Origin of the sequence: Microcoleus sp. bin48.metabat.b7b8b9.023, from assembly GCF_013299185.1 — a bacterium.
Classification (GTDB): Bacteria; Cyanobacteriota; Cyanobacteriia; order Cyanobacteriales; family Microcoleaceae; genus Microcoleus.
Genome location: NZ_JAAFKG010000001.1, coordinates 283837 through 304506, shown reverse-complemented (window position 1 = coordinate 304506; position 20670 = coordinate 283837). Strand labels below are relative to the sequence as shown.

At 45.9% G+C, this 20670-nt stretch carries 16 protein-coding genes and 1 pseudogene; 6 read left to right on the top strand and 11 right to left on the bottom strand.

The genetic code is table 11. The features are described 5' to 3' along the window. Positions 1-255: 255 nt before the first annotated feature. From QZW82_RS01320 to QZW82_RS01300, 5 genes are all read right to left on the bottom strand, one after another. On the bottom strand, positions 256-825 hold the full coding sequence (locus tag QZW82_RS01320) for a Uma2 family endonuclease (RefSeq protein ID WP_293143279.1): 570 nt from the start codon (positions 823-825) through the stop codon (positions 256-258). 215 nt (positions 826-1040) lie between these two features. Further along, positions 1041-2411: a hypothetical protein gene (locus QZW82_RS01315; protein WP_293143276.1), complete on the bottom strand. Its 1371-nt coding sequence runs from the start codon at positions 2409-2411 to the stop codon at positions 1041-1043. Then, the gene (locus QZW82_RS01310) at positions 2404-2868 is read right to left on the bottom strand and encodes a hypothetical protein (RefSeq protein WP_293143273.1); all 465 of its coding nucleotides are present in this window, start codon (positions 2866-2868) and stop codon (positions 2404-2406) included. The genes QZW82_RS01315 and QZW82_RS01310 overlap by 8 nt, the downstream gene beginning before the upstream one ends. Then, positions 2865-6980 (bottom strand): tetratricopeptide repeat protein, encoded by a 4116-nt coding sequence (locus QZW82_RS01305; RefSeq protein ID WP_366664960.1) that lies wholly within the window; start codon positions 6978-6980, stop codon positions 2865-2867. The genes QZW82_RS01310 and QZW82_RS01305 overlap by 4 nt, the downstream gene beginning before the upstream one ends. A 370-nt stretch (positions 6981-7350) precedes the next feature. Beyond that, positions 7351-8358: a zinc-dependent alcohol dehydrogenase family protein gene (locus tag QZW82_RS01300; RefSeq protein WP_293143319.1), complete on the bottom strand. Its 1008-nt coding sequence runs from the start codon at positions 8356-8358 to the stop codon at positions 7351-7353. Between the two features lie 265 nt (positions 8359-8623). Here QZW82_RS01300 and QZW82_RS01295 point away from each other — a divergent pair, with 265 nt between their 5' ends. The 4 genes and pseudogenes from QZW82_RS01295 to QZW82_RS01285 all read left to right on the top strand — a co-directional run. Next, a complete protein-coding gene (locus tag QZW82_RS01295; RefSeq protein WP_293143267.1) occupies positions 8624-12163 on the top strand; it encodes a bifunctional diguanylate cyclase/phosphodiesterase in 3540 nt (1179 codons plus the stop codon). 204 nt (positions 12164-12367) lie between these two features. Beyond that, entirely contained in the window at positions 12368-12637 is a 270-nt protein-coding gene (locus tag QZW82_RS32155) for a transposase (protein WP_363318841.1), read from the top strand. Between the two features lie 102 nt (positions 12638-12739). Further along, entirely contained in the window at positions 12740-13102 is a 363-nt protein-coding gene (locus QZW82_RS01290) for a transposase (RefSeq protein ID WP_293143264.1), read from the top strand. A 153-nt stretch (positions 13103-13255) separates the two neighbouring features. Next, positions 13256-13390 (top strand): annotated as a pseudogene (locus QZW82_RS01285) (IS5/IS1182 family transposase); the annotation flags it as partial. Here QZW82_RS01285 and QZW82_RS01280 read toward each other — a convergent pair. From QZW82_RS01280 to QZW82_RS01250, 6 genes are all read right to left on the bottom strand, one after another. Continuing rightward, positions 13384-13893 (bottom strand): fatty acid hydroxylase, encoded by a 510-nt coding sequence (locus tag QZW82_RS01280; protein WP_293143261.1) that lies wholly within the window; start codon positions 13891-13893, stop codon positions 13384-13386. The pseudogene QZW82_RS01285 and the gene QZW82_RS01280 sit on opposite strands and share 7 nt — an antisense overlap. Positions 13894-14051: 158 nt before the next feature. Then, positions 14052-14906, bottom strand: a complete 855-nt coding sequence (locus tag QZW82_RS01275) for an alpha/beta fold hydrolase (protein WP_293143258.1) — start codon at positions 14904-14906, stop codon at positions 14052-14054. Positions 14907-15429: 523 nt separating this feature from the next. Then, the gene (gene ilvN / locus QZW82_RS01265; protein WP_190739991.1) at positions 15430-15948 is read right to left on the bottom strand and encodes an acetolactate synthase small subunit; all 519 of its coding nucleotides are present in this window, start codon (positions 15946-15948) and stop codon (positions 15430-15432) included. Between the two features lie 424 nt (positions 15949-16372). Then, a complete protein-coding gene (locus QZW82_RS01260) occupies positions 16373-17185 on the bottom strand; it encodes a carbon-nitrogen hydrolase family protein (protein WP_293143247.1) in 813 nt (270 codons plus the stop codon). A 326-nt stretch (positions 17186-17511) separates the two neighbouring features. Then, positions 17512-17640, bottom strand: coding sequence for a photosystem I reaction center subunit IX (gene psaJ / locus QZW82_RS01255; protein ID WP_293143244.1), 129 nt, complete (start codon positions 17638-17640; stop codon positions 17512-17514). A gap of 122 nt (positions 17641-17762) precedes the next feature. Then, the gene (locus QZW82_RS01250) at positions 17763-18251 is read right to left on the bottom strand and encodes a Photosystem I reaction center subunit III (RefSeq protein ID WP_293143241.1); all 489 of its coding nucleotides are present in this window, start codon (positions 18249-18251) and stop codon (positions 17763-17765) included. A 341-nt stretch (positions 18252-18592) separates the two neighbouring features. Here QZW82_RS01250 and tsaD point away from each other — a divergent pair, with 341 nt between their 5' ends. Further along, positions 18593-19663, top strand: coding sequence for a tRNA (adenosine(37)-N6)-threonylcarbamoyltransferase complex transferase subunit TsaD (gene tsaD / locus QZW82_RS01245; RefSeq protein WP_293143238.1), 1071 nt, complete (start codon positions 18593-18595; stop codon positions 19661-19663). A 207-nt stretch (positions 19664-19870) separates the two neighbouring features. Then, positions 19871-20362, top strand: a complete 492-nt coding sequence (locus tag QZW82_RS01240; RefSeq protein WP_293143235.1) for a GNAT family N-acetyltransferase — start codon at positions 19871-19873, stop codon at positions 20360-20362. Positions 20363-20670 lie beyond the last annotated feature (308 nt).

Genomic DNA, 20670 nt, shown 5'->3' with positions numbered 1-20670 from the left:
CGGCAATGGTAATTTTAGGTTTGAGTTTCATACAGGTAAACCCTAATTAAATAATTTGTAGTTACTCAACAATTATTCTCCAATATACCATATTCTGCTAATCTAAAGTTTAGATGCGTTCGCCCTGCAAATTGCGGCGACACAGCCCCGGCGGTTGGAAACCGCGGCTACACAGACAAAACCCACCTCCGTGGGTTGAAGATGCGTCGGCGATTGAAATCGCCGACTCCAATCGCTGATTCTTCTAATTTTCTTTCAAATCATCGGCCAATTCAACACAAATCCCGGTAACACATCTTCGCCAGACAAACTAACCGGAAATTGTACAATCTCCACCTCGCGATTAGCGCGATAAATTTCCACTTGTTCGTCTTGAGGATTAATCAACCAACCCAAACGCAAACCGCTGTTGATATATTCCTGCATTCTCTCCTGAAGCGGCTTTAGTGGGTCTGTTCGCGATCGCAATTCTATGACAAAATCTGGACAAATCGGCGGAAACTTTTCCCTTTGTTCCTCAGTTAAAGCCGACCATCTTTCTAAGCTAACCCAAGCAGCATCAGGGGATCTGTCTCCATTATTGGGCAACCGAAAAATTGTTGAAGAACTAAACACTCTCCCTAGCTGCGTTTGACGATTCCACAATCCCAAATCTGTAATTAAATCCGCTTCTCGATTGCCGCTGACTCCGCCTACTGGTGACATAATGATAATTTCTCCTTTAGCAGTCCGTTCAAATTGCCAATCTCGATTCATCTGGCACAAACGGTAAAACTGTTCGTCGCTTAATTCGACAGTATCTAAGTTTAAAGTAACTGTTGTCATTTTATTCCCTCCCTTCTCTCTTCAGTCCGCGCAGGCGGACTTCGTTTGTGTAGAAGCGATTTCAATCGCCGTTTCCAATCGCTTCTAGCCAAGTCTCGATCCCCCTAAATCCCCCTTAATAAGGGGGACTTTGAACAACTCTTGTCCCCCCCTTACTAAGGGGGGTTAGGGGGGATTGGTTCCCTGATTAGAAATGCGTAAATCCTACAACTATTTTAACGCCGTTTCTTGCCGATCGCCCTAATCGCGATCGCACCCAACACCCCTGCAACAACTCCCAAACCAAGACTCAACCCAAAAACCGCATTCGCATCCATCGGATTTTGCGGAGGTTTAATTTGGCCTGCATAGACGCTGGCTGCTACGCCGCTAGTCGCAATTCCTACGCCTACAGTGCCGATGGTAAGATTCAAAGTGCGATCGCTCTTAGCCCTCTCAATCTCAATAATCCCCTCAATCGTCTGAATCGCATTTTCCAACAACCTCAAACCCGCACTCAAACCCCTGTTATCAGCTTCCACTTGCCAAACATACTTTTCCTTCGCAAAATCGCTGAAACTTGCCATAAACTTAAAAGCTTCCACGTCATTGTCCATCTTCTCACCGATAGTTTTCAGCCGTCTCTTATAATTTTTCAGATTAGTTTTGATTGTATTTTCCTGCTCTTCCAACCTGCTGATATAATTAGCATAAACCGAGAAGATTGTCAAGGCATCAACCAAACTTTGCTGCAATTCTTTCAGGTCAACTTTCGGCGCATTCACCTGTTGTGGGAGTTGCGTAACAATTTGTTGAATTGTCCGCGCAGCATCCTTCAAATCAGCCTTAAGTTGGCGGCTTTGAGTGTAAGCCCAGATTACCTTATTGCGGAAGGCAAACAATCGCATTAAATGCACGTAAAGTTTGGCGACAGTCTTGCTAATATCGGCAATTGCTTGACCGTTATTGTAAGGAAACAAGCAAATTAAGACATGATAATTTTGGCTAATATTACCTCTGTCTCCCGGTGGTAGCCACAACTCATAAAAATTTGCATCTAAAAATTTACCCTCGGCTTTTAAGTCTCTTTCCCATTTAGGATTGGGGAATAAATTCAATTTAGTATAGCAATTTTTAGCAGTTGTTAAAGCATCTTGGTCATCAGCAGTTAATTGTCCCCAAACCAGCCAACTTTGACCAATTGTTGTAGGTGGATTGACACGGGAAATCACCTGTTGTTGCAGCCATTCCAAACAGTCAATTTCTTTCGGTGCAAATCTCTTGTCTGCGTCGGGTTCTATTTTTCCAGACAAGTCAAATTGTGCCGCATAGGTATCGCCGATTTTCACGGGATAAGCGTAGCCATCGAGGGGAGATTCAAAGGCTGCGAATTTTTTGTCGCCCAGTAATTCGATATACTCAGCAGTTTCTGTTTCAGCTTGCTTGAGACTTTCTAATTGTGACGTAGAGATTTTGTCGCCATGAATCTTTTTGCCAAACTGTGCGCGATTTTGGCTAATCTTGTCCTCATTTTGCCCGATGCCGTCTGCTAAATCGTAGACAAACAAATCGACAGTCGGGTAGATTAGCCAATTCTCGTTACTCATGAACTAAACCATCTGCGATCGACAATAAGATTGTATCTCGACTTGCTTGCACGGAGTCCGCAGCTTGCAAAATTTTTCCGAGGAATGCTTTAAAGCCGCGCGGCTGGACTTTTGCCTCGATGCGATCGATAATTTCTGGTAAATTTGTCAAATCGCTGATGTCGCTAGCGCTGTTATCAGTTTCAATATTAGTAGTGTTGTTTATTTCAGATTCAGCATTCGGTAGAACATCTAATCCTTTGTTGCGTTGGCCACTATGATTCGCTAACCAAGTGTCAGCTTCTTCATATGCTACTAGCAGAGGTGGATGCAATTCAGCAAGTCTCTCGATGTCTCTAATTGTTAGAGTTTCACCTATTTTATTGAACTCTGATTGGACGGCTGCGGGCAAAGGTTCAGTCTGTTGGACTAGGGCGACAATAAAAGCTTTGAAAATTTCGTCTTGCGAGTCTTTCATAATCCGGTGATGGTGAAAGCAGCCCAGTAGTAGGGATGCTGATAAGGTGGGTCTAATTCCATTGTAGCTAATGCTTGGCGATTCCTGTTAAAGAATCGGCTTAGCATAAATTCAACTTCAGAAAGTTCGGCGCTGTTTTCGGAAATCTTGTCAATTTCCCCTTGATACCAGGCTGCTAAATCCTCGCGGGTGGCTTCTCGCAGCCATTTTTGAGCATTTGCTAAAGCCACGGGTAGAGAATCGCCGGCTTCTCGCCACCGTTGGTAAAAATAAATCATTAATAAGGTACTCGCACCAGATTCTATGGGCCATAGGGTACTGACGACACAGCCAACTCCCGCGCGCATAAAACCGCTAGTTAATCCTACATATTCGGCGAGAATTGTTTGTTTGTCTGTCAAGGCGGTTTCGCAGGCGGGAAGGCAGATTAATTCGTAGTTGCTGAGGTTATGTTTGATGATTTCTCTGACTGTTAATCGGTGGGTGTTGCTGAGGTATAAAGTTGATTCTAGGGGCGTATCAAAATTATAGCTGCCGTGGCCCGTAAAGTGAAAAATATTGTGTGGTTGTTGCAACAATCTTTCGACTTCTTCGAGAGTGGCTGCGTCTTCTTCGAGTCGAGTGGAATTGTCGAACATTCGGCAAATAATTTCCGATTCGATTTCGGCGGCGGGGAGAGGGGCGAGTCTTTTTGGTTGGCCGTTTTTATCGGTAATTACGCTGTGGGGATTTTCGATGCTGAGGATGGAAAGAACCCCCCTAACCCCCCTTGCTAAGGGGGGGACAAGAGTGTTCAAAGTCTCAGTTTGTGAGGGAGAAACTGAAGTATTCTCTTTAGCCCCCCCCTTAGCAAGGGGGGGGTTGGGGGGGGTAGGAGCCCAGGAGGTAGTCGAGGATTTAGGGGGATCTAGATTTGGAGGTAAGTGAGAGATTTCGGGTGGGTTTTCAAGGCTTTGATCCCCCCTAACCCCCCTTAAGAAGGAGGGGACAAGAGTGTTCAAAGTCTCGGTTTTTGAGGGAGAAACTGGAGTATTCTCTTTAGCCCCCCCCTTAGCAAGGGGGGGGTTGGGGGGGGTAGGAGCCCAGGAGGTAGTCGAGGATTTAGGGAGATCTAGATTTGGAGGTAAGGGAGAGATTTCGGGTTGGTTTTCAAGGCTTCGATCCCCCCTAGCCCCCCTTAAGAAGGGGGGGACAAGAGTATTTAAAGTCTCGGTTTGTGCCGGAGAGATTGGTGCATTCAAAGTCTCGGTTTGTGGGGAGGAGATTGGTGCACTCAAAGTCCCCCTTCTTAAGGGGGATTTAGGGGGATCTAGACTTGGAGATAAGCGAGAGATTCCAGTAAACCGATGTTGCAAACTAATCCCAACGGCGGCGCTAGGCAAATAACTCACCACAAAATCCCGACTAAACAAAGCATGAATTGGGAAGCGGTGCAAGTCCCGGTGCGGAATCAAAATCAACTCCGTAATCCCCTCTAATTGCTGTTCAATTACATCAATTTTCAAGATTGCATTGAGTTGTGCAAATTTACTTGGCATTCCCGCACGCCAAGGATGATTTACTTGACTTGTTTTCTCCTTAGATTGATAATCGGTGTATTGTTGATTCCACTCCTTCACCCATTTTTCCAATTCATCGGGAGAATCGCTGAAACAGGTTTCGGGAGACAACAAGCCATCGGATTTAATGATGAATGTTGTCAGGGATGCGTCGCTGAGATGCCAGTAAATCGCGGCAGTTGTGGGATTGAGGAGTTGCTGAATTTGGGCGTGAGTGACTGTCTCTTCTGTTTGGTAATCGGGAATTGGCAAGGCATCCAGCAGCCAAGATAGGCAGACATTTTTATCAGTTTCTGCTGTTATTAAGGCTTCGGTAAACTGCCCGGATTGGATGAATATATTTACGGTTAATTGTTCAAAGCTAACTAATTTGTCAGTGAGTTGCTGTTGGGTGAGTTGGGAATAGTTTTGCTGTGTCAGCAAGCGCTGCAATAAATCGGTGGCATCTCGTCGTAATTTATTTGCTTGTTTGGTTTCTTTCCGGTTGACTAAAGTTCTGATTAATTTCTGCAAAACTTCTAGATGCAGTTTCAGGAAAGCATCTTTGGTTAGAGTTGTGAGGGCTTCGTTGTAGCTATTGGCGGCTTTATTCCAATAGGTGTAGGAAGAATTGAGTTTTCCGCGACTATAGTGGGCGTTTCCTAGTGCTTGATGCAGTTCTCCATATCCTTCGGGGTGGGTATTTTGTTGGCAATATTCTAAGCCTGCTTGTAATGTTAATACTTCTCCTTCATAGCCGCGCTGTGTCAGCTTGTGAGTTAAAAGAGTTCTAGTTACTGGTGGAGATTTAGGGAATTTTGCTTGTAATAGTTCATAAACTAGCTGGTTATGTTTAGATGTGTTGCTGACTGCATTGCCCCGATTCAACCAAGCTTCGTGTAAATCTGGTTTGATTTCTAAAGCTTTGTCAAAGGAGGTGATCGCATCTTCATGCCTGCCTAAATTACCCAGTGCACTCCCCCGATTGCTCCAGGCTTCGTGTTTATCTGGTTTGAATTCTAAGGCTTTGTCGTAGGAGGCGATCGACTCTTCAATCCTGCCTAAATTACTCAGTATGATGCCCCTAGCGTACCAGGGTTCGTGTAAATCTGGTTTAATTTTTAAGGCTTTGTCGAAGGAGGCGATCGCATCTTCAAATCTGCCTAAATTACGCAGTGCAATGCCCCGATTGTACCAGGCAGCTTCATCATCTGGTTTGAATTCTAAGCCTTTGTCGTAGGAGGCGATCGCATCTTCAAATCTGCCTAAATTACCCAGTGCAATGCCCCGACTGAACCAGGCTTCATGGTCATCTGGTTTAAATTCTAAGGCTTTATCGTAGGAGGTAATCGATTCTTCTACTCTGCCTAAATTACCCAGTGCAATGCCCCGATTGTTCCAGGAAACATGAAAATCTGGTTTGAATTCTAAGGCTTTGTCGTAGGAGGCGATCGCTTCTTCAATCCTGCCTAAATTAACCAGTGCATTGCCGCGACCGAACCAGGCAACGTGATCATCTGGTTTAATTTCTAAGGCTTTGTCGTGAGAGGCAATCGCCTCTTCATATTTTTTTAAATTATTACAAAGTATAATGCCCCGATTGTCCCAGAGTTCGTGATAATCTGGTTTGAATTCTAAGACTTTGTCGTAGGAGGTGATCGCTTCTTCTAGCCTGCCTAAACTACTCAGTGCAATGCCCCGATTGTACCAGGCTTCGTGATAATCTGGTTTGAATTCTAAGACTTTGTCGCAGGAGGTGATCGCTTCTTCTAGCCTGCCTAAATTATGCAGTGCTATGCCCCGATTGTACCAGGCTTCGTGAAAATCTGATTTAAATTCTAAGGCTTTGTCGTAGGAGGCGATCGCATCTTCAAACCTACCTAAATTACCCAGGTCAATTCCCCGATTGTACCAGGCTTCGTGGTCATCTGGTTTGAATTCTAAGGCTTTGTCGTAGGAGGTAATCGATTCTTCTACTCTGCCTAAATTACCCAGTGCAATGCCCCGATTTCTCCAGACTACGTGATCATTTGGTTTAATTTCTAAGACTTTGTCGTAGGAGGCGATAGCTTCTTCTAGCCTGCCTAAATTATTCAGTGCATTTCCCCGATTGTTCCAGGCTGCGTTATAATCTAGTTTAATTTCTAAGGCTTTGTCATAAGAAGCGATCGCCCCTTCAAAATCCCCTAAATCTAATTTCTCATCACCTCGCTTTTTCCAAGCCTCAGCCTCTCCATCAACATCCTCACCCCCCTCACCCAAAACTAGCGGAAACTCAACCAAAATCTCCCTACCAACATTCCCCGCCACCTCTCCCAATTCCCCACCCGCAACCCTACCCAACAACTCCAACCTGCGCGCCAATTCCTGAAGCGATACCACCGCATCCGTAGACGCTGTACTCCCCTGCGCGCCCTCCAACGATCGCACCCCAAACCTCCGCAACCAAGCCGCCAAATCACCATTTTTAATTTCTTTTGCGATTAAGAATTCCGCAACACCGCCTCTTCCCCAGCCCTGATTCACCCCTTCGAGAAGTTCCATCAACTTCGCCTCGTATTCCGCATCTGTCAAAGTTGGAAGAACCCCCCTCAGTCCCCCCTTGCTAAGGGGGGAAGCAGGATTTTCTCTCTTGTTCCCCCCCCTTAGCAAGGGGGGGGTTAGGGGGGGGTAAGAATCTTTGCCAAAAACCCGTAATATCCGCTGAATTAATTGTTTGAGAAATCGCCAGATTTTATCTAACATTGGTGAGATGGTGAGGCGGTTGATTTTTTTTATTGTATAGCCTTTTTCAAAAAGATGAGGTATGACTGGTAGCTTGTATAAGCATTTAAATTAAGAGGGCTGAAGCCCAACAACGTACCCGGAGGGCTGAAGCCCAACAACGTACCCGGAGGGCTGAAGCCCAAGGTCGATCCTGGCAGAATTCGATTCAGCGGCAATCTCAATCGGCCGCAATTTCAAGCACTATTTTACCCGTTACTGAGCCTGTTTCTAACAACTCATGGGCAGCTTGAGCTTGTTCTAGCGGGAAAGTTTGGCTGACGTGAATTTTGAGCAAATTACGATCGCACAAACGAGCACACTGCTGCAAAATCTTCGCCTGCTGTTGCTGTTCCTCCACCAGATTTTGCAGCATCGGAGTTAACATTAACTCCAGACTGATCCGCAGATTCCGCATTCTCGCAGTTTTCAAATTCCCCAAAGCCGGATCTGGTTCCAAAATTGTTACCAAATCTCCGTAAATCTTCACAGCCGGAATAATTTGGTAAAAAGTTTCTCCCCCGACTGTATCAAAAGCCAAATCAACTCCTTGGCCCTCAGTCCAAGCCAAAACCCGATCGACAACATCGGTATTTTTGTATAAAATAACTGAATCTGCACCTAACTGCCGTACAAACTCGGCTTTTGCTTCGGAACTAACAGTAGTGCAAACCTCAGCACCCTGCAATGCAGCCAACTGTACCGCGACGTGGCCCACACCGCCTGCACCTGCTAAAATCAGCACTTTTTGGCCGGCTTGCAAGCGCCCTCGATCGTAAAGCGACTCCCATGCTGTAATTAGAACTAAGGGTGCAGCCGCCGCCTCAACAAAACTTAAAGCAGCAGGCTTGATGGCGAGAAAACGTTCGTCTACAACGGCAAACTCAGCGTAAGTACCGATCGACCCGCCTAAACCCCCGTGGCAGAAAAAAACCTCGTCTCCGACTTGGACACTCTGCACAGCAGCACCGACAGCTTCTACCACTCCAGCACCGTCGCACCCCAAAACGTGAGGAGTTTTCTCGGGGTAAAATGTGCCGCGCGATCGCAACTTAGTATCTATCGGATTGATGCCTGCCGCCCGCAACCTTACCAAAACTTCTGTTTCTGTTTGTATAGTAGGGACTGAGATATCTTGCAGTTTCAATACGGATGGGCTTCCGGGAGTTTCAAAAACGATCGCTTTCATCAGGGGTATTAACTCTATTTTCGCCTTCACCTCCAATCCTACCTTGTATTCGTTACTCATCCGTGACGATACTTAGTTATTTTTAATAATATAGACTGGCTTTAATTCAACTGACAATTGACAGTTGACTTGGGACAGCTACCTCTATCTCGAAGTCCGAGGATTGGAGTGATGAATAATCTGATTTTAATTTCTCCCGATCGGGATTCCGGCTTTAAACCAATTCTTTCTGGTAACTACTATAATTGTCGAGCGGTGCTAATCGATGTTCGAGCTAGATTTATTTTTTTACTTTGAGATTCTTGCATACCTTCTGGGATTATCAGCGACTCTAGTCTTCGCGATCGCGATTTATCTCAAGTGGCACCGAAGGCATCCCAGTCTGCCAACTGCCGAAGAGCAACCGCAGTTGGCAGAATTACAGCCAGATTTATCTGCGAGATTGAAAATTAGGAAAAACTTGTTGATTTTTCCCCACTCAAATCTGTTGGCGATCGCAGACAGCTTCTTGGGTAAACTGTTAGGTATTGGCTGCAATCTATTCTTAGCCCAGCAACAACGCCCAACTGTGAATTCTTCTCCTCTTGTCGGGCCTTCCACCAGCAAAACCGTTAGTCTGAGCATCCAGGGTTCGATCGACCAAAATGCCGATAGCCCTCCTAACGACAACCCTCCCAACACCAGCACTTCCCCGCAATTAGAGGAAGACTTGCTAGGTGACATTCTGGCAGGTACTAATTCGCCCGGGGGGACACAATTTTTTGATACCTTAGTTCCCCACCTAGCCTCAGCACTAGGAGTTCGCAGCGCCGTCGCTGCCAAATCGATTAAATCGATCGAACGCGCCGATCTAACTCCCGATAAATTACAAGTTATCAGTTTTTGGAGCGACGGACAGCCACAGCCAAATTTTGAGTGCAACACCGCCAATACTCCCGAAGCGCTGGTGTTTGAGCAGGGAATGTACTCCTGTCCAGACCGCCTCCTGGAAACCTTTCCTGAAGACCGCAGAACGATCGTTACAGGTTCGCGCAGCTTCCTAGGAATCTTGCTGAAAAACTCCTACGGCGAACCTTTAGGCATTATTTGTATTTTCCACGATCGCCCCCTACTAGAAGCACATCTTGGCAAATTTGAACTAATTATCAGCATCTTTGCCGGACGGGCCGCCGCCGAATTAGAGCGGCAACGCCTAGAAGCAGCACTCTGCACCGTGGAAGCGAAATACTGCGCGCTTGTGGAACAAATGCCGGCTGTCACCTACATTTCTCCCCTCAACCGCAGCGCTGCCAAACTTTACATCAGCCCGCAAATCGAGACTTTTCTGGGTTATTCTGTAGCTGAATGGAAGGCAGACCCAGATCTGTGGCTGAAACTCGTTCACCCAGAAGACCGCGATCGCGTGTTAGTTGAAAACGCCACACAGAAATTTACCGACGGAGAAGATATCTTTAGCGACGGGCCGCTGGTGTCAGAATACCGCGCGATCGCCCGCAACGGCAGAATTGTCTGGTTCCGCGATCGAGCGATCGCAGTTCGCGATCGAGCCAGCAACTCCGTCATCCTTCAAGGCGCAATGTTTGATATCACAGAGACTAAAATAGCTGCCAGCGCCCTGCTAGAAAGCGAATACCGCTATTACACTTTAGCTAAAATACTGCCAGTCGGGATTTTCCGCGCCGACGCTGCGGGATATTGTTTGTATGTCAACGAGCGATTTTTGGAGATGGCGGGACTGACTGCACCAAAGGCACTGGGCGAAGGTTGGGCGCAAAGTTTGCATCCCGAAGACCGCGATCGCATTTTGAACCAGTGGTATCGCGCTGTCACAGATAAATTGCCTTGTAAGTTAGAATACCGCTTTTGCAACGGCGACCTCACAACCTGGGTATTTTGGCAAGCAGTGCCGGAAATTGGCAACAATGGAGCAGTTCTGGGCTATCTGGGCACGCTGACAGATATCAGCAATCGCAAGCAGGCAGAATTCGCGCTGCAACAAGCCGAAGAAAAATACCGCAGCATCTTTGAAAACGCGATCGAGGGAATTTTTCAAACAACTCCTGACGGGCGCTATCTCAGTGCCAATCCGGCTTTAGCCAGAATTTACGGCTACGAGTCTGCTACCCAACTGATCGCAAACATCCACGATATCGAGCGCCAACTCTACCTCGATCCCAACCGCCGCGTCGAGTTCTTGGGTGCGATCGAAAAACACGGTTCTGTGTCTGAGTTCGAGTCCCAAGTTTACCGCGCTGACGGAACTACTATCTGGGTTTCCGAAAACGGCCGGGCTGTTCGCGATGCTGGTGGCAATTTGCTTTACTACGAAGGTACTGTAGAAGATATCACTCTGCGGAAAATAGCTGAAGAGAAGTTAGTACACGATGCTTTGCACGATACCCTGACGGGTTTGCCCAACCGAGCTTTATTTATGGATCGTTTGGGACACGCGATCGAGCTTTCAAAACGCCGTCCCGAGGTTTTGTTTGCGGTGCTATTTATCGATCTAGACCGCTTCAAGGTGGTTAATGACAGTTTGGGGCATTTAGTGGGCGATCGCTTGCTAATCGCGATCGCCCAGCGCCTGGAAATCTGTTTGCGGGCTGGAGATACCGTTGCCCGTCTCGGCGGCGACGAATTTGCTATTTTGCTGGAAAATATCAAAAACACCGATGATGCGATCCACATTGCCGAACGAGTGCAAGCGGAACTGGCAGAGCCTTTTTATCTCAACGAATATCAAGTTTTTAGCAGTGCTAGCATTGGTATTGTTTGTTCCGGTTTGCCACAGGATCCCAACAATTTTTCCGAATTTTCTAGTCCAGGAAATCTCGGAAATGTCGATCTAGAAACTGCTTTGTGTTTCCTATCTCCCGACTCTACGGTTCCCGCCCCATTCCGAATATTGTACGATCGACCAGAAGAACTGCTGCGAGATGCAGATGCTGCCATGTATCACGCCAAGGGATTGGGCAAAGCTCGCCACGAAGTTTTCGACTTAAGTATGCACACTCGCGCCGTCGCCCTTTTGCAACTGGAAAACGACTTGCGGCGCGCTCTAGACTCCCAGGAATTTCAGCTTTACTACCAGCCCATCGTCTCTCTAACTAGCGGTAGAATCAGCGGTTTTGAAGCGCTGCTGCGGTGGTATCACCCCGAGCGCGGTTTAGTAGCTCCCGGTGAGTTTATTTTAGTAGCAGAAGAAACTAAATTGATTGTACCTATTGGTTGGTGGATGATGCGATCGGCTTGCTGTCAGATCCATCAGTGGCACGAAAAATTCCCAGCAAATCCGCCGCTGACTGTTAGCGTCAACCTTTCTAACGAACAATTTAAACAGCCGGATTTAATCGATCGCATTCGTGAGATTTTACAAGAAACTCACCTTGACCCCCGCACTTTAAAGTTAGAAATTACCGAAGGGGTGATCGTGGACAATGCCGAATCAGCCGCCGCTATCCTCTCCCAATTGAAAAATTTAGAAATTGAATTATATATTGACGATTTTGGCACAGGCTATTCTTCTTTGAGCCGCCTGCACACTTTTCCCACTGATGCCTTAAAGATCGATCGAGCTTTTGTGAGCCGCATGACTGAAGATGAAGGAAACGAAGCTATTGTAGAGACTATTTTGATATTAGCCCGTCATTTAGGCATGGATGCGATCGCTGAAGGAATAGAAACCATCGAACAGCTTAATTTGCTCAGAGCTCTGCAATGCGAATACGGACAGGGATACTTTTTCTCAAAGCCTGTAGACACCATCACAGCCACAGGTTTGATCGAAAGTCAACCCCAATGGTAATTAGTCAGTTGACGGTTGACAGTTGTCATTAGTAATAAGAAGTCGAAAGTTAAAAATTAAAATAGGGAGCATCTCATTTTTGAAAAAATCATTTTTTATTATATAACCCATTTGACATCTTGGAGGAGGTTGGATTAAGGTAAGCTAAAGCCAAATCCACCATGCCGTATTCCAGCAGCCTCACAGACGCAGAATGGGAAATCCTTGAACCCCTACTACCCCAGGTGTTGCCTGTTAAGAAGCAGACGAGACCTTGTAATTGGACGAAACGAGAACTGGAGTGATGGTATTTTCTATCAACTCAAGAACGGCTGCAATTGGCAAGATTTGCCGAAAGACCAGCCTCCCTACTCAACGGTGTATTGGCATTACAAACAGTGGCGGGAGGCAGGAGCAATCCTTGCACTGATGAGCCTCTTACATGGACAAGTGCGTGAACAAGTCAAAAAAAAGCCCAGTGGACAACGTTGCTGATGATTGACTCCCAAGCGGTGAAGAATACCTGCAACGCCAGTATCGAGTCCTTCATGTTTCTGCTTTTACAAATGCACTAATGGCATCAAACGACATCTGGCAGTGGATACGTTGGGGTTTCCGTTTTTCACCCACTGCACTCAAGCTAATGTCTCCGATGACCAAGGCTTGCTGGAAATGTTGAGTCACAACCTCGATTATTTTCGCGCCAAGCCTGTCAACATTCCTAAAATCACCATCTTGCTGGACAATGGCTATCATCCAGAGACCCTGAGTCTCGCCTTGCAAAAACTCTATCCCCAGATCGTGACCAAGATCCGGTTTGAACTCTCACCCAAGCCCACCAAAGCCGAAAAAGCGGCACTGGGGAAGACGGGATTTGTCGTGGTGGCAACGCGATGGGTAATTGAGCGGTCGAATGCATGGATGGATGGAACGCTGCAAGAGTTTAGTCAAGAACTTTGAGCGGACGTTGAGCCATGCCACGGCGAAACTCAACCTGTGTTTGATCGGGTTAATGCTCAAGCGTTTAGCCCATAGCTATATCTCAAATGGGTTCTATAGGGCAATCTTGGGGAGTAACAGAGTCCACAGCTTGTCGAATGATTCGGAAAATAGAAAATAGCGAGACAACGAGTAATTGGAGAACATGTTCATCGAAAACTGAAAATTTTTAAGATTTTAGCTGACCTTTATAGAAATCGCCGAAAAAGATTTGGTTTAAGGTTTAATCTGATAGCGGGACTTTACAATTTAGTTTTCATGGCTTTTTTGAAACCGAGCTTGAGAAAACGTAACCATCGCCACCAAACTTTAGCAGGCTGGTCGAAAAAGGTAAAAATATCACCGTAAGCTTGGGTAGATTTGTGATGATGAAGCCAATGTCTTTCAGGAGTCGTAATGCCTAGTATCTCGCAGAAAGTAATGATTTCTTTTGGAGTTTTCCAGCCTAAAGCACTTGTATGTCTCCACCATACATGAAATTGACCTAAAATTAACCCGCAGATCACACCAATAGATGAAACTTTCCACAATATTACAGCTACTGGCAGATAGGGTAAAGCACCAAGAATTCCATCCAGCATAACGAGAACATTGGTGCTGAGAACAGCATAATGAAAAAAGGTTTTCTGTGAGGAATGGTGCGTTTTTAGATGGAGACTACCAAAAACGTGCTCAGGAATATGGTAAAAAAATGTGGACAGCAAGTCTCCTAGGAATAGCAATAAATAAGTGACCATCAAAATTTTTAACATTAATTAATCCTTTTTGTTGTATTTGGTTGTATTTGATTTAATGTAAGTATTCAGCCGTCAGCTATCAGCTTTGGTGGAAAACTTCATGTAAACCTATCTATTTAACAATAGCTATTTTATGACCTTTTTAGGGCATTAGCTGAATGATTATCATTTAATTAATGAAGAAATTTTAACACTAGCTGGTTGAATTTTTGGGGATATTCTACATGCGGCCAATGACCACATTTATCAAAAATATGTAAACTGGTATTAGGGATGTATTTATTAGCTATATGAGCATGGGTAACAGGTAAAACCGCATCCTGATTTCCCCAAATAATCAAAGTGGGTGCTCGAATATGCGCGAGTTGTTGAACAATTGGCATGAAGACTTCTTCCCTTACTCCCCCCAAATTTAAGTTGGTTTTGAGAATTGAAATTAATGCCTGTTTTCTACCTGGCATTTTGAATCTTTGAAAACTGTTTTCTACCCATTCACTAGGAATTGCTTTGGGATTGTAAACATTTTTTTTTAACATCAATTTTGCCCCAAACCGACTAGGTTGAGCAAATTTAGCTATTACTGGAACTGCTGCTAAAAAACGATGATAGATTGAAATTTCTTTTCCTAGTCCCAAACTGGAAATCAATACTATTTTTCCTATCCGTTCTGGATATTTTAGAGCAAATTTTAGTATAATACCTCCTCCCATTGAATTGGCAATTATATTTGCTTTATCAATATTTAAAGCGTTCATAAAGTCTGTTAAAAACTGGACTTGATAATCTAAAGAGTAGGGAAGTTCTGGTTTATCAGATAAACCAGAACCTACCATATCAAAAGCATAAACTTGATGATTTTGAGCTAAGGCATCAAAATTATAAGTCCAAACTTCTATAGAACTACCACCACCGTGAAGCAAAATCAAAGGGCTTCCCTTAGTTCCTGCGCTCCAGTAGCGAGTTTTGATGACACCAACTCTAATGTATTGATCTTCGGGTAATTTAATTTTGTTATAAACATTTTTCATTTCTTAAATACAGTAACTATTGACTTATCCATCATACCACAAAAGTGGCACTGGGGAAGACGGGATTTGTCGTGGTGGCAACGCGATGGGTAATTGAGCGGTCGAATGCATGGATGGAACGCTGCAAGAGTTTAGTCAAGAACTTTGAGTGGACGTTGAGCCATGCCACGGCGAAACTCAACCTGTGTTTGATCGGGTTAATGCTCAAGCGTTTAGCCCATAGCTAGATCTCAAATGGGTTCTATAGTGCGAGCTTAAGAGCTCGCGAGTCTTTCACCGCTCGCGAGCTCTTAAGCTCGCACTATTAAATGCAAAACTGAGATGCTCCCGTTAAAACATTCTTTCTGACAACTGACAACTGACAACTGACAACTGACAACTTACCACTGACAACTTATAGCCTTTCGAGCTCTCATATTCGCGGACGACTGGCCTCCGTGGGCTATGGGCTATGGGCTATGGCCTCCGTGGGCTATGGGCATACCTCACTTTTTTGAGAACCGCTATACCACTGACAACTGACTTAAACTTTCGCTTCCAAAGACTTGAGAAACTCCGTATTTACCCCCGACTCCCGCGTCAGGGCAATTTTCCCAGTACGAGCAATTTCCTTAATCCCAAATCTATTTAGAACCTGGACGATCGCCACCATCTTACCCGGATCTCCGACAACTTCCAAAGTCAGCGTATCATCACCAATATCTACCACTCGCGCTCTAAAAATCTGAGCCAACTCAATGATCTCCGATCGCGTTCCGCTAGCAGCATTAACTTTCAGCAACATCAACTCCCGTTCCACACAGGGAATTTCCGTTATATCCTGAACTTTAAGCACATTAATCAACTTGTACAGTTGCTTAGTCAACTGCTCGATAATCTGGTCATCTCCCGGTACAACCATCGTAATCCGAGACACTCCCACTTGCTCTGCTGGGCCAACGGCCAGACTTTCAATATTAAAACCCCGACGGGCAAATAAACCAGCAATTCGAGTGAGGACACCCGCTTCATCTTCAACTAAAACCGAAAGAGTGTGTTTCATTTATCCAAAAAAGACGCATTTCGTGCAATTCTACTGTCGCCCATTCGCCTTTTAAGCAGAAGTGCACGCCCATTGAACCTGCATTAGACATTTTATCCCGAGTTATTGGCCGTTCATCTTCGGGAAAAAACCTTGATAAATTTCGCTTTTACCGCAGTCTCGATCCCCCTAAATCCCCCTTAAGAAGGGGGACTTTGATAGCACTCCTGTCCCCCCCGACCTAAGGGGGGTTAGGGGGGATCGGCTCGATCTCAACCCTAAACCCGCCCCAACCCGGTGCTGACGGCACCCGATCCAAGTTTTTTGTGTACGAACGTACACAATTCATTCCTAGAATAAAAACTATTCAGGTCTGGTGGCTGGCGAAAACTGCAATTTTGACACCAATTGGTGACAAAACTGCGAAGTACCAAGCCACCATAACTTACATAAAAACCCGGTGTTGCAGCGATGGCATCTGGCGGCGGACTTGTTCTAGCCGATCGGGATTAATCTCTGCCACCGCCACACCCGGTTCCTCTCCGGCATCCGCCAAAACCGCACCCCAAGGGTCTACAATCATGGCGTGACCGTGTGTTTGACGGCGACCGTAGTGGTGTCCAGTCTGTGCCGGGGCGATCGCATAACAAGTATTCTCGATCGCCCTAGCTTGCAACAAAACCTTCCAATGATCCTTGCCAGTGTAAGCAGTAAACGCCGCCGGCACGAACAAAACATCAGCACCCTTCTGCGACAAATGCCTGTACACTTCCGGGAACCGCACGTCATAGCACACCGAAAGTCCCAGCGTCCCCAACTCCGGCGACACATAAACCGGCGGCAAATCTTCACCAGCTTTCACCGTGTTTGATTCCCTGTAAGTAATCCCGTCTGGCACATTCACATCAAACAAATGTACTTTTTTGTACCTTGCCACTTCGCTACCGTTTGGGTCTACTAGCAAGCAAGTATTGTATACCTTCCCCCCATCCGTCGGCACGGGAAATCCGCCTCCCAGAATCGTCACCTGGAACCGCTGGGCCATGGTTTTGAGGAATTTTTCGCTTTGGAGTCCGATCGCCTCTGCTTGAGCAATCTTCTCCTCCTCTTCTCCCATAAACGAGAAATTTTCTGGTAAGGAAACTAACTCCGCACCCCGACGCACTGCCAGGTCGATTAATTCCTCTGCCTGCACCAAATTTTTTTGCAGGTCAGGCAAGCTAGTCATTTGAATTGCTGCGGCGAGATAAGACTTCATCGATTCACAATATTAGTCATTAGTCAGTTGTCAGTTGTCAGTTGTTAGTTGTTAGTTGTTCTTGGTTCTTGGTTCTTGGTTCTTGGTTCTTGGTTCTTAGTAGCTATGCCCCATGCCCCATGCCCCATGCCCTATTCCCTATTCCCCATGCCCTATTCCCCATGCCCCATGCCCTATTCCCCATGCCCACTTCATGTTACTGAGAAAGTCTATAGAGTTTGAGAGTTCTGATGTTTGAGCTTTAAATTAACCTTTAACTCATCACTCAAAACTCAAAACTCTCAACTTTTTTGCCCTAATTTTTGAGACCTAATTCCGGTCAAATCTTAAGGCATCGGATGGAAAAGCAAGTCAGGGAAAAAGCGGTTAAATTCAATCAAACCCGCAGCTTGAATAGAGAACCAAAGCGCTGCCAATACTGGTGCGGTCGAAAGAAACTTGACAAAATATTGCATGAATTCTGCTCCTGAAAATTCGAGACAGTTGGTAATTGCCGATCGCTCGGTAAGGAGCTAATTGCTAACTTGCAGTTAATTGATTAACTGTTAGCTATTAGCCTTGGCTCCATTTCCCTATTTTAGCGGGGGGAAACAGTAATTTCGTCGTCCTTGGCAAACATTTCACCAGTGGTGATTTCTTTGAGTGCTGCCAGAGGCCACAAAAAGCCACTCAGCATACAGGAGATTGCCACAGGAACGTCGATAATAATCTCTTTTTCCTCTGGAGTTGCAGATTTTTTGGCAATTTGCAGATAAGCGCGGCCTACCCAACCAATCCAACCAGCAATATACAAGAACAGCACGCTAGGAATCAAAAAGTCGCCAGCCTTGTCCAAGCTGCCGTCTACGATTAAGTGCGGGTATCCTTCCGGGCCGCACATAGCTTGAGAATACATCTCGAATCTTGCCTTGGCAGATGCCGGGTCGCCATTGGTAGAACGTGCATTTTTAGCCAGTTCCTTGAATTCGGGAGAGTCCTTGCACGGCACTAAATTGTAAGCCGAAGCAACTGGAACAAAACTGATCCACAGACTAACCACTAAAATTGCAGCAAACAATCGTCGCATGAAATTGTTTCCTTTTGTTACAAAACAATAAGTTTTTGTACAAGCATTTCAACTTGCCGATCCGAATCCAGATTACCGCACTTGCTGACAGTCTAAAGTCTCCATCATAGAGGCGGCAAAGCCCAAAAGAATCAGGGATTCCGGTTTCATAGGTCAGTGCGAGAGCTTAGCAATACCGCTAGGATATTCCGCAGCTTGCATTATAGTTCGATCGCCTCCGGCCCACTCCAACGGCTGGCAAATATCCGCAAGCAATAACCTGAGAACAGATCGAGCCGGGGGACTTGCGCCGAATTCGTTAAGCTAGCAATAGCTAACCTATCAAATAAAATTACCAGTTAATGGCAACCATTTTCGCAATTGAAACAAGTTGTGACGAAACAGCAGCAGCAATTGTTAAGAATCGTCAAGTTTGCAGCAATGTTGTAGCATCACAAATTAAAATCCACGAGCAGTACGGTGGGGTAGTCCCGGAAGTAGCTTCGCGGAGTCACCTAGAAATGCTAAATCAGGTAATTGCCCAGTGTCTGAGTGAAGCCAACTTGAGTTGGTCAGAAATTGACGGCATTGCAGCGACTTGTGCCCCCGGTTTAGTAGGTGCATTGTTAGTCGGGCTGACAGCGGCGAAAAGCTTGGCAATAGTCCACCAAAAACCTTTTTTAGGCGTCCACCACCTCGAAGGGCATATCTACGCTTCTTACCTAATCGAACCCGACTTGCAGCCGCCGTTTTTGTGCTTGTTAGTTTCGGGCGGACACACCAGTTTAATTTATGTTAAAGATTGCGGCGTTTACGAAACAGTCGGACAAACGCGCGACGATGCCGCGGGTGAAGCTTTTGATAAAGTCGCCAGACTGTTGCAGCTAGGATATCCCGGCGGGCCGCTGATGGACAAATTGGCCGCCCTGGGAAATCCCCAAGCATACCCCCTCCCAGAAGGCAGAATTTCGCTCCCCGGTGGCGGCTACCATCCCTACGACAGCAGTTTTAGCGGGTTGAAAACAGCAGTTTTGCAATTAGTGCAGAAACTCAAAAAACTAGATATTAATGCCGGCGGCGAAGGCGTCTTGACTGCCTCTACAATTAATGATATTGCGGCCAGTTTTCAGGAAACAGTAGCGAAGGGTTTAACCAAAAGGGCGATCGACTGTGCGCTAAATTTCGGACTCACTACTATAGTAGTCGGTGGCGGAGTCGCAGCCAACAGCGGACTCCGAAAACATTTACAAGCAGCCGCAGTTAAGCACAACTTGCGAGTATTGTTTCCCCCATTAAAATATTGCACGGACAACGCAGCAATGATCGGCTGTGCGGCGGCAGAACACTTTCAGCGAGGACACACCTCACCCCTGACATTGGGAGCCAATTCGCGGATGGCTGTTAGGGATATCATGGAACTGTATAGCAGTTGACAGTTGACAGTTGACAGTTGACAGTTAATAATTGCAGAATTAATGCAAAAAATTGTTTTACGCGCGAATTATGGCAGTAAGGTGCACATTGCTCACCCTACATATATGACACAAAAAATGGTTTGACGCGTGAATTATGACGGCTATGCAGCACAGTAAAAAATTGGTATAACAGTCAACAGTCAACAGTCAACAGTCAACCAAACGATGAAAATCCGCGACGCAGTAGAAAGCGATTTATCCGCAATTGTCCAAATATACAATGCAGCAATACCGGGGAGAATGGCCACAGCAGATTTAAAACCAGTCTCAGTCGAAAGCCGCCTCGCATGGTACAGAGAACACTCGCCCTATTCTTTGCCGATTTGGGTAATGGAATCAGAAAAAAAAATCGTCGGCTGGCTGAGTTTTCAGCTTTTCTACGGACGCGCCGCCTATCAGCATACCGCAGAAATTAGCATCTACGTCGCGCCCGATCGCCAAAGCTGCGGAATTGGACAAAAATTATTGCAATCGGCAATTACGCAAAGTCCTAAATTGAGACTTAAAACCCTGATGGCAATAATTTTTGCTCACAATCAGCCGAGTTTAGCGTTGTTCCAGAAATTTGGGTTTCAGCAGTGGGGATATATGCCCCAAGTCGCCGAACTTGATGGCGTTGAAAGAGATGTGATAATTCTGGGTTTGCGTTGTTTGTAGGGACACCGCAATGCTTTTTATCGTGTTAACTTAAGATTAAACGTAATCATAGACTGCTGTTTACCGCCGAGACCAGATCCCCCCTAGCCCCCCTTCAAAAGGGGGGGACAAGATTCTTATCAAAGTCTCCCAACAATCAGGGGGACTTCAAACACTTCGGGTTCGCCCCGATTATCCCCGGGACTTTGAATGCTCTTTCTTGTCCCCCTTTTTTAAGGTGGACTTTGAACACTCTTGTCCCCCCCTTTTGAAGGGGGGTTAGGGGGGATCTGGACTCGGCTAGAAGCGAGATTTTCCAAAGCAAAACC

What these genes read in the sequence shown, in the direction of transcription:
- QZW82_RS01320 (WP_293143279.1), bottom strand. Translation starts at nt 825, where the DNA reads ATGACAACAGTTACTTTAAACTTAGATACTGTCGAATTAAGCGACGAA.
- QZW82_RS01315 (WP_293143276.1), bottom strand. Translation starts at nt 2,411, where the DNA reads ATGAGTAACGAGAATTGGCTAATCTACCCGACTGTCGATTTGTTTGTC.
- QZW82_RS01310 (WP_293143273.1), bottom strand. Translation starts at nt 2,868, where the DNA reads ATGAAAGACTCGCAAGACGAAATTTTCAAAGCTTTTATTGTCGCCCTA.
- QZW82_RS01300 (WP_293143319.1), bottom strand. Translation starts at nt 8,358, where the DNA reads ATGAAAGCGATCGTTTTTGAAACTCCCGGAAGCCCATCCGTATTGAAA.
- QZW82_RS01295 (WP_293143267.1), top strand. Translation starts at nt 8,624, where the DNA reads ATGTTCGAGCTAGATTTATTTTTTTACTTTGAGATTCTTGCATACCTT.
- QZW82_RS01280 (WP_293143261.1), bottom strand. Translation starts at nt 13,893, where the DNA reads ATGTTAAAAATTTTGATGGTCACTTATTTATTGCTATTCCTAGGAGAC.
- QZW82_RS01275 (WP_293143258.1), bottom strand. Translation starts at nt 14,906, where the DNA reads ATGAAAAATGTTTATAACAAAATTAAATTACCCGAAGATCAATACATT.
- ilvN (WP_190739991.1), bottom strand. Translation starts at nt 15,948, where the DNA reads ATGAAACACACTCTTTCGGTTTTAGTTGAAGATGAAGCGGGTGTCCTC.
- QZW82_RS01260 (WP_293143247.1), bottom strand. Translation starts at nt 17,185, where the DNA reads ATGAAGTCTTATCTCGCCGCAGCAATTCAAATGACTAGCTTGCCTGAC.
- psaJ (WP_293143244.1), bottom strand. Translation starts at nt 17,640, where the DNA reads ATGCAATATTTTGTCAAGTTTCTTTCGACCGCACCAGTATTGGCAGCG.
- QZW82_RS01250 (WP_293143241.1), bottom strand. Translation starts at nt 18,251, where the DNA reads ATGCGACGATTGTTTGCTGCAATTTTAGTGGTTAGTCTGTGGATCAGT.
- tsaD (WP_293143238.1), top strand. Translation starts at nt 18,593, where the DNA reads ATGGCAACCATTTTCGCAATTGAAACAAGTTGTGACGAAACAGCAGCA.
- QZW82_RS01240 (WP_293143235.1), top strand. Translation starts at nt 19,871, where the DNA reads ATGAAAATCCGCGACGCAGTAGAAAGCGATTTATCCGCAATTGTCCAA.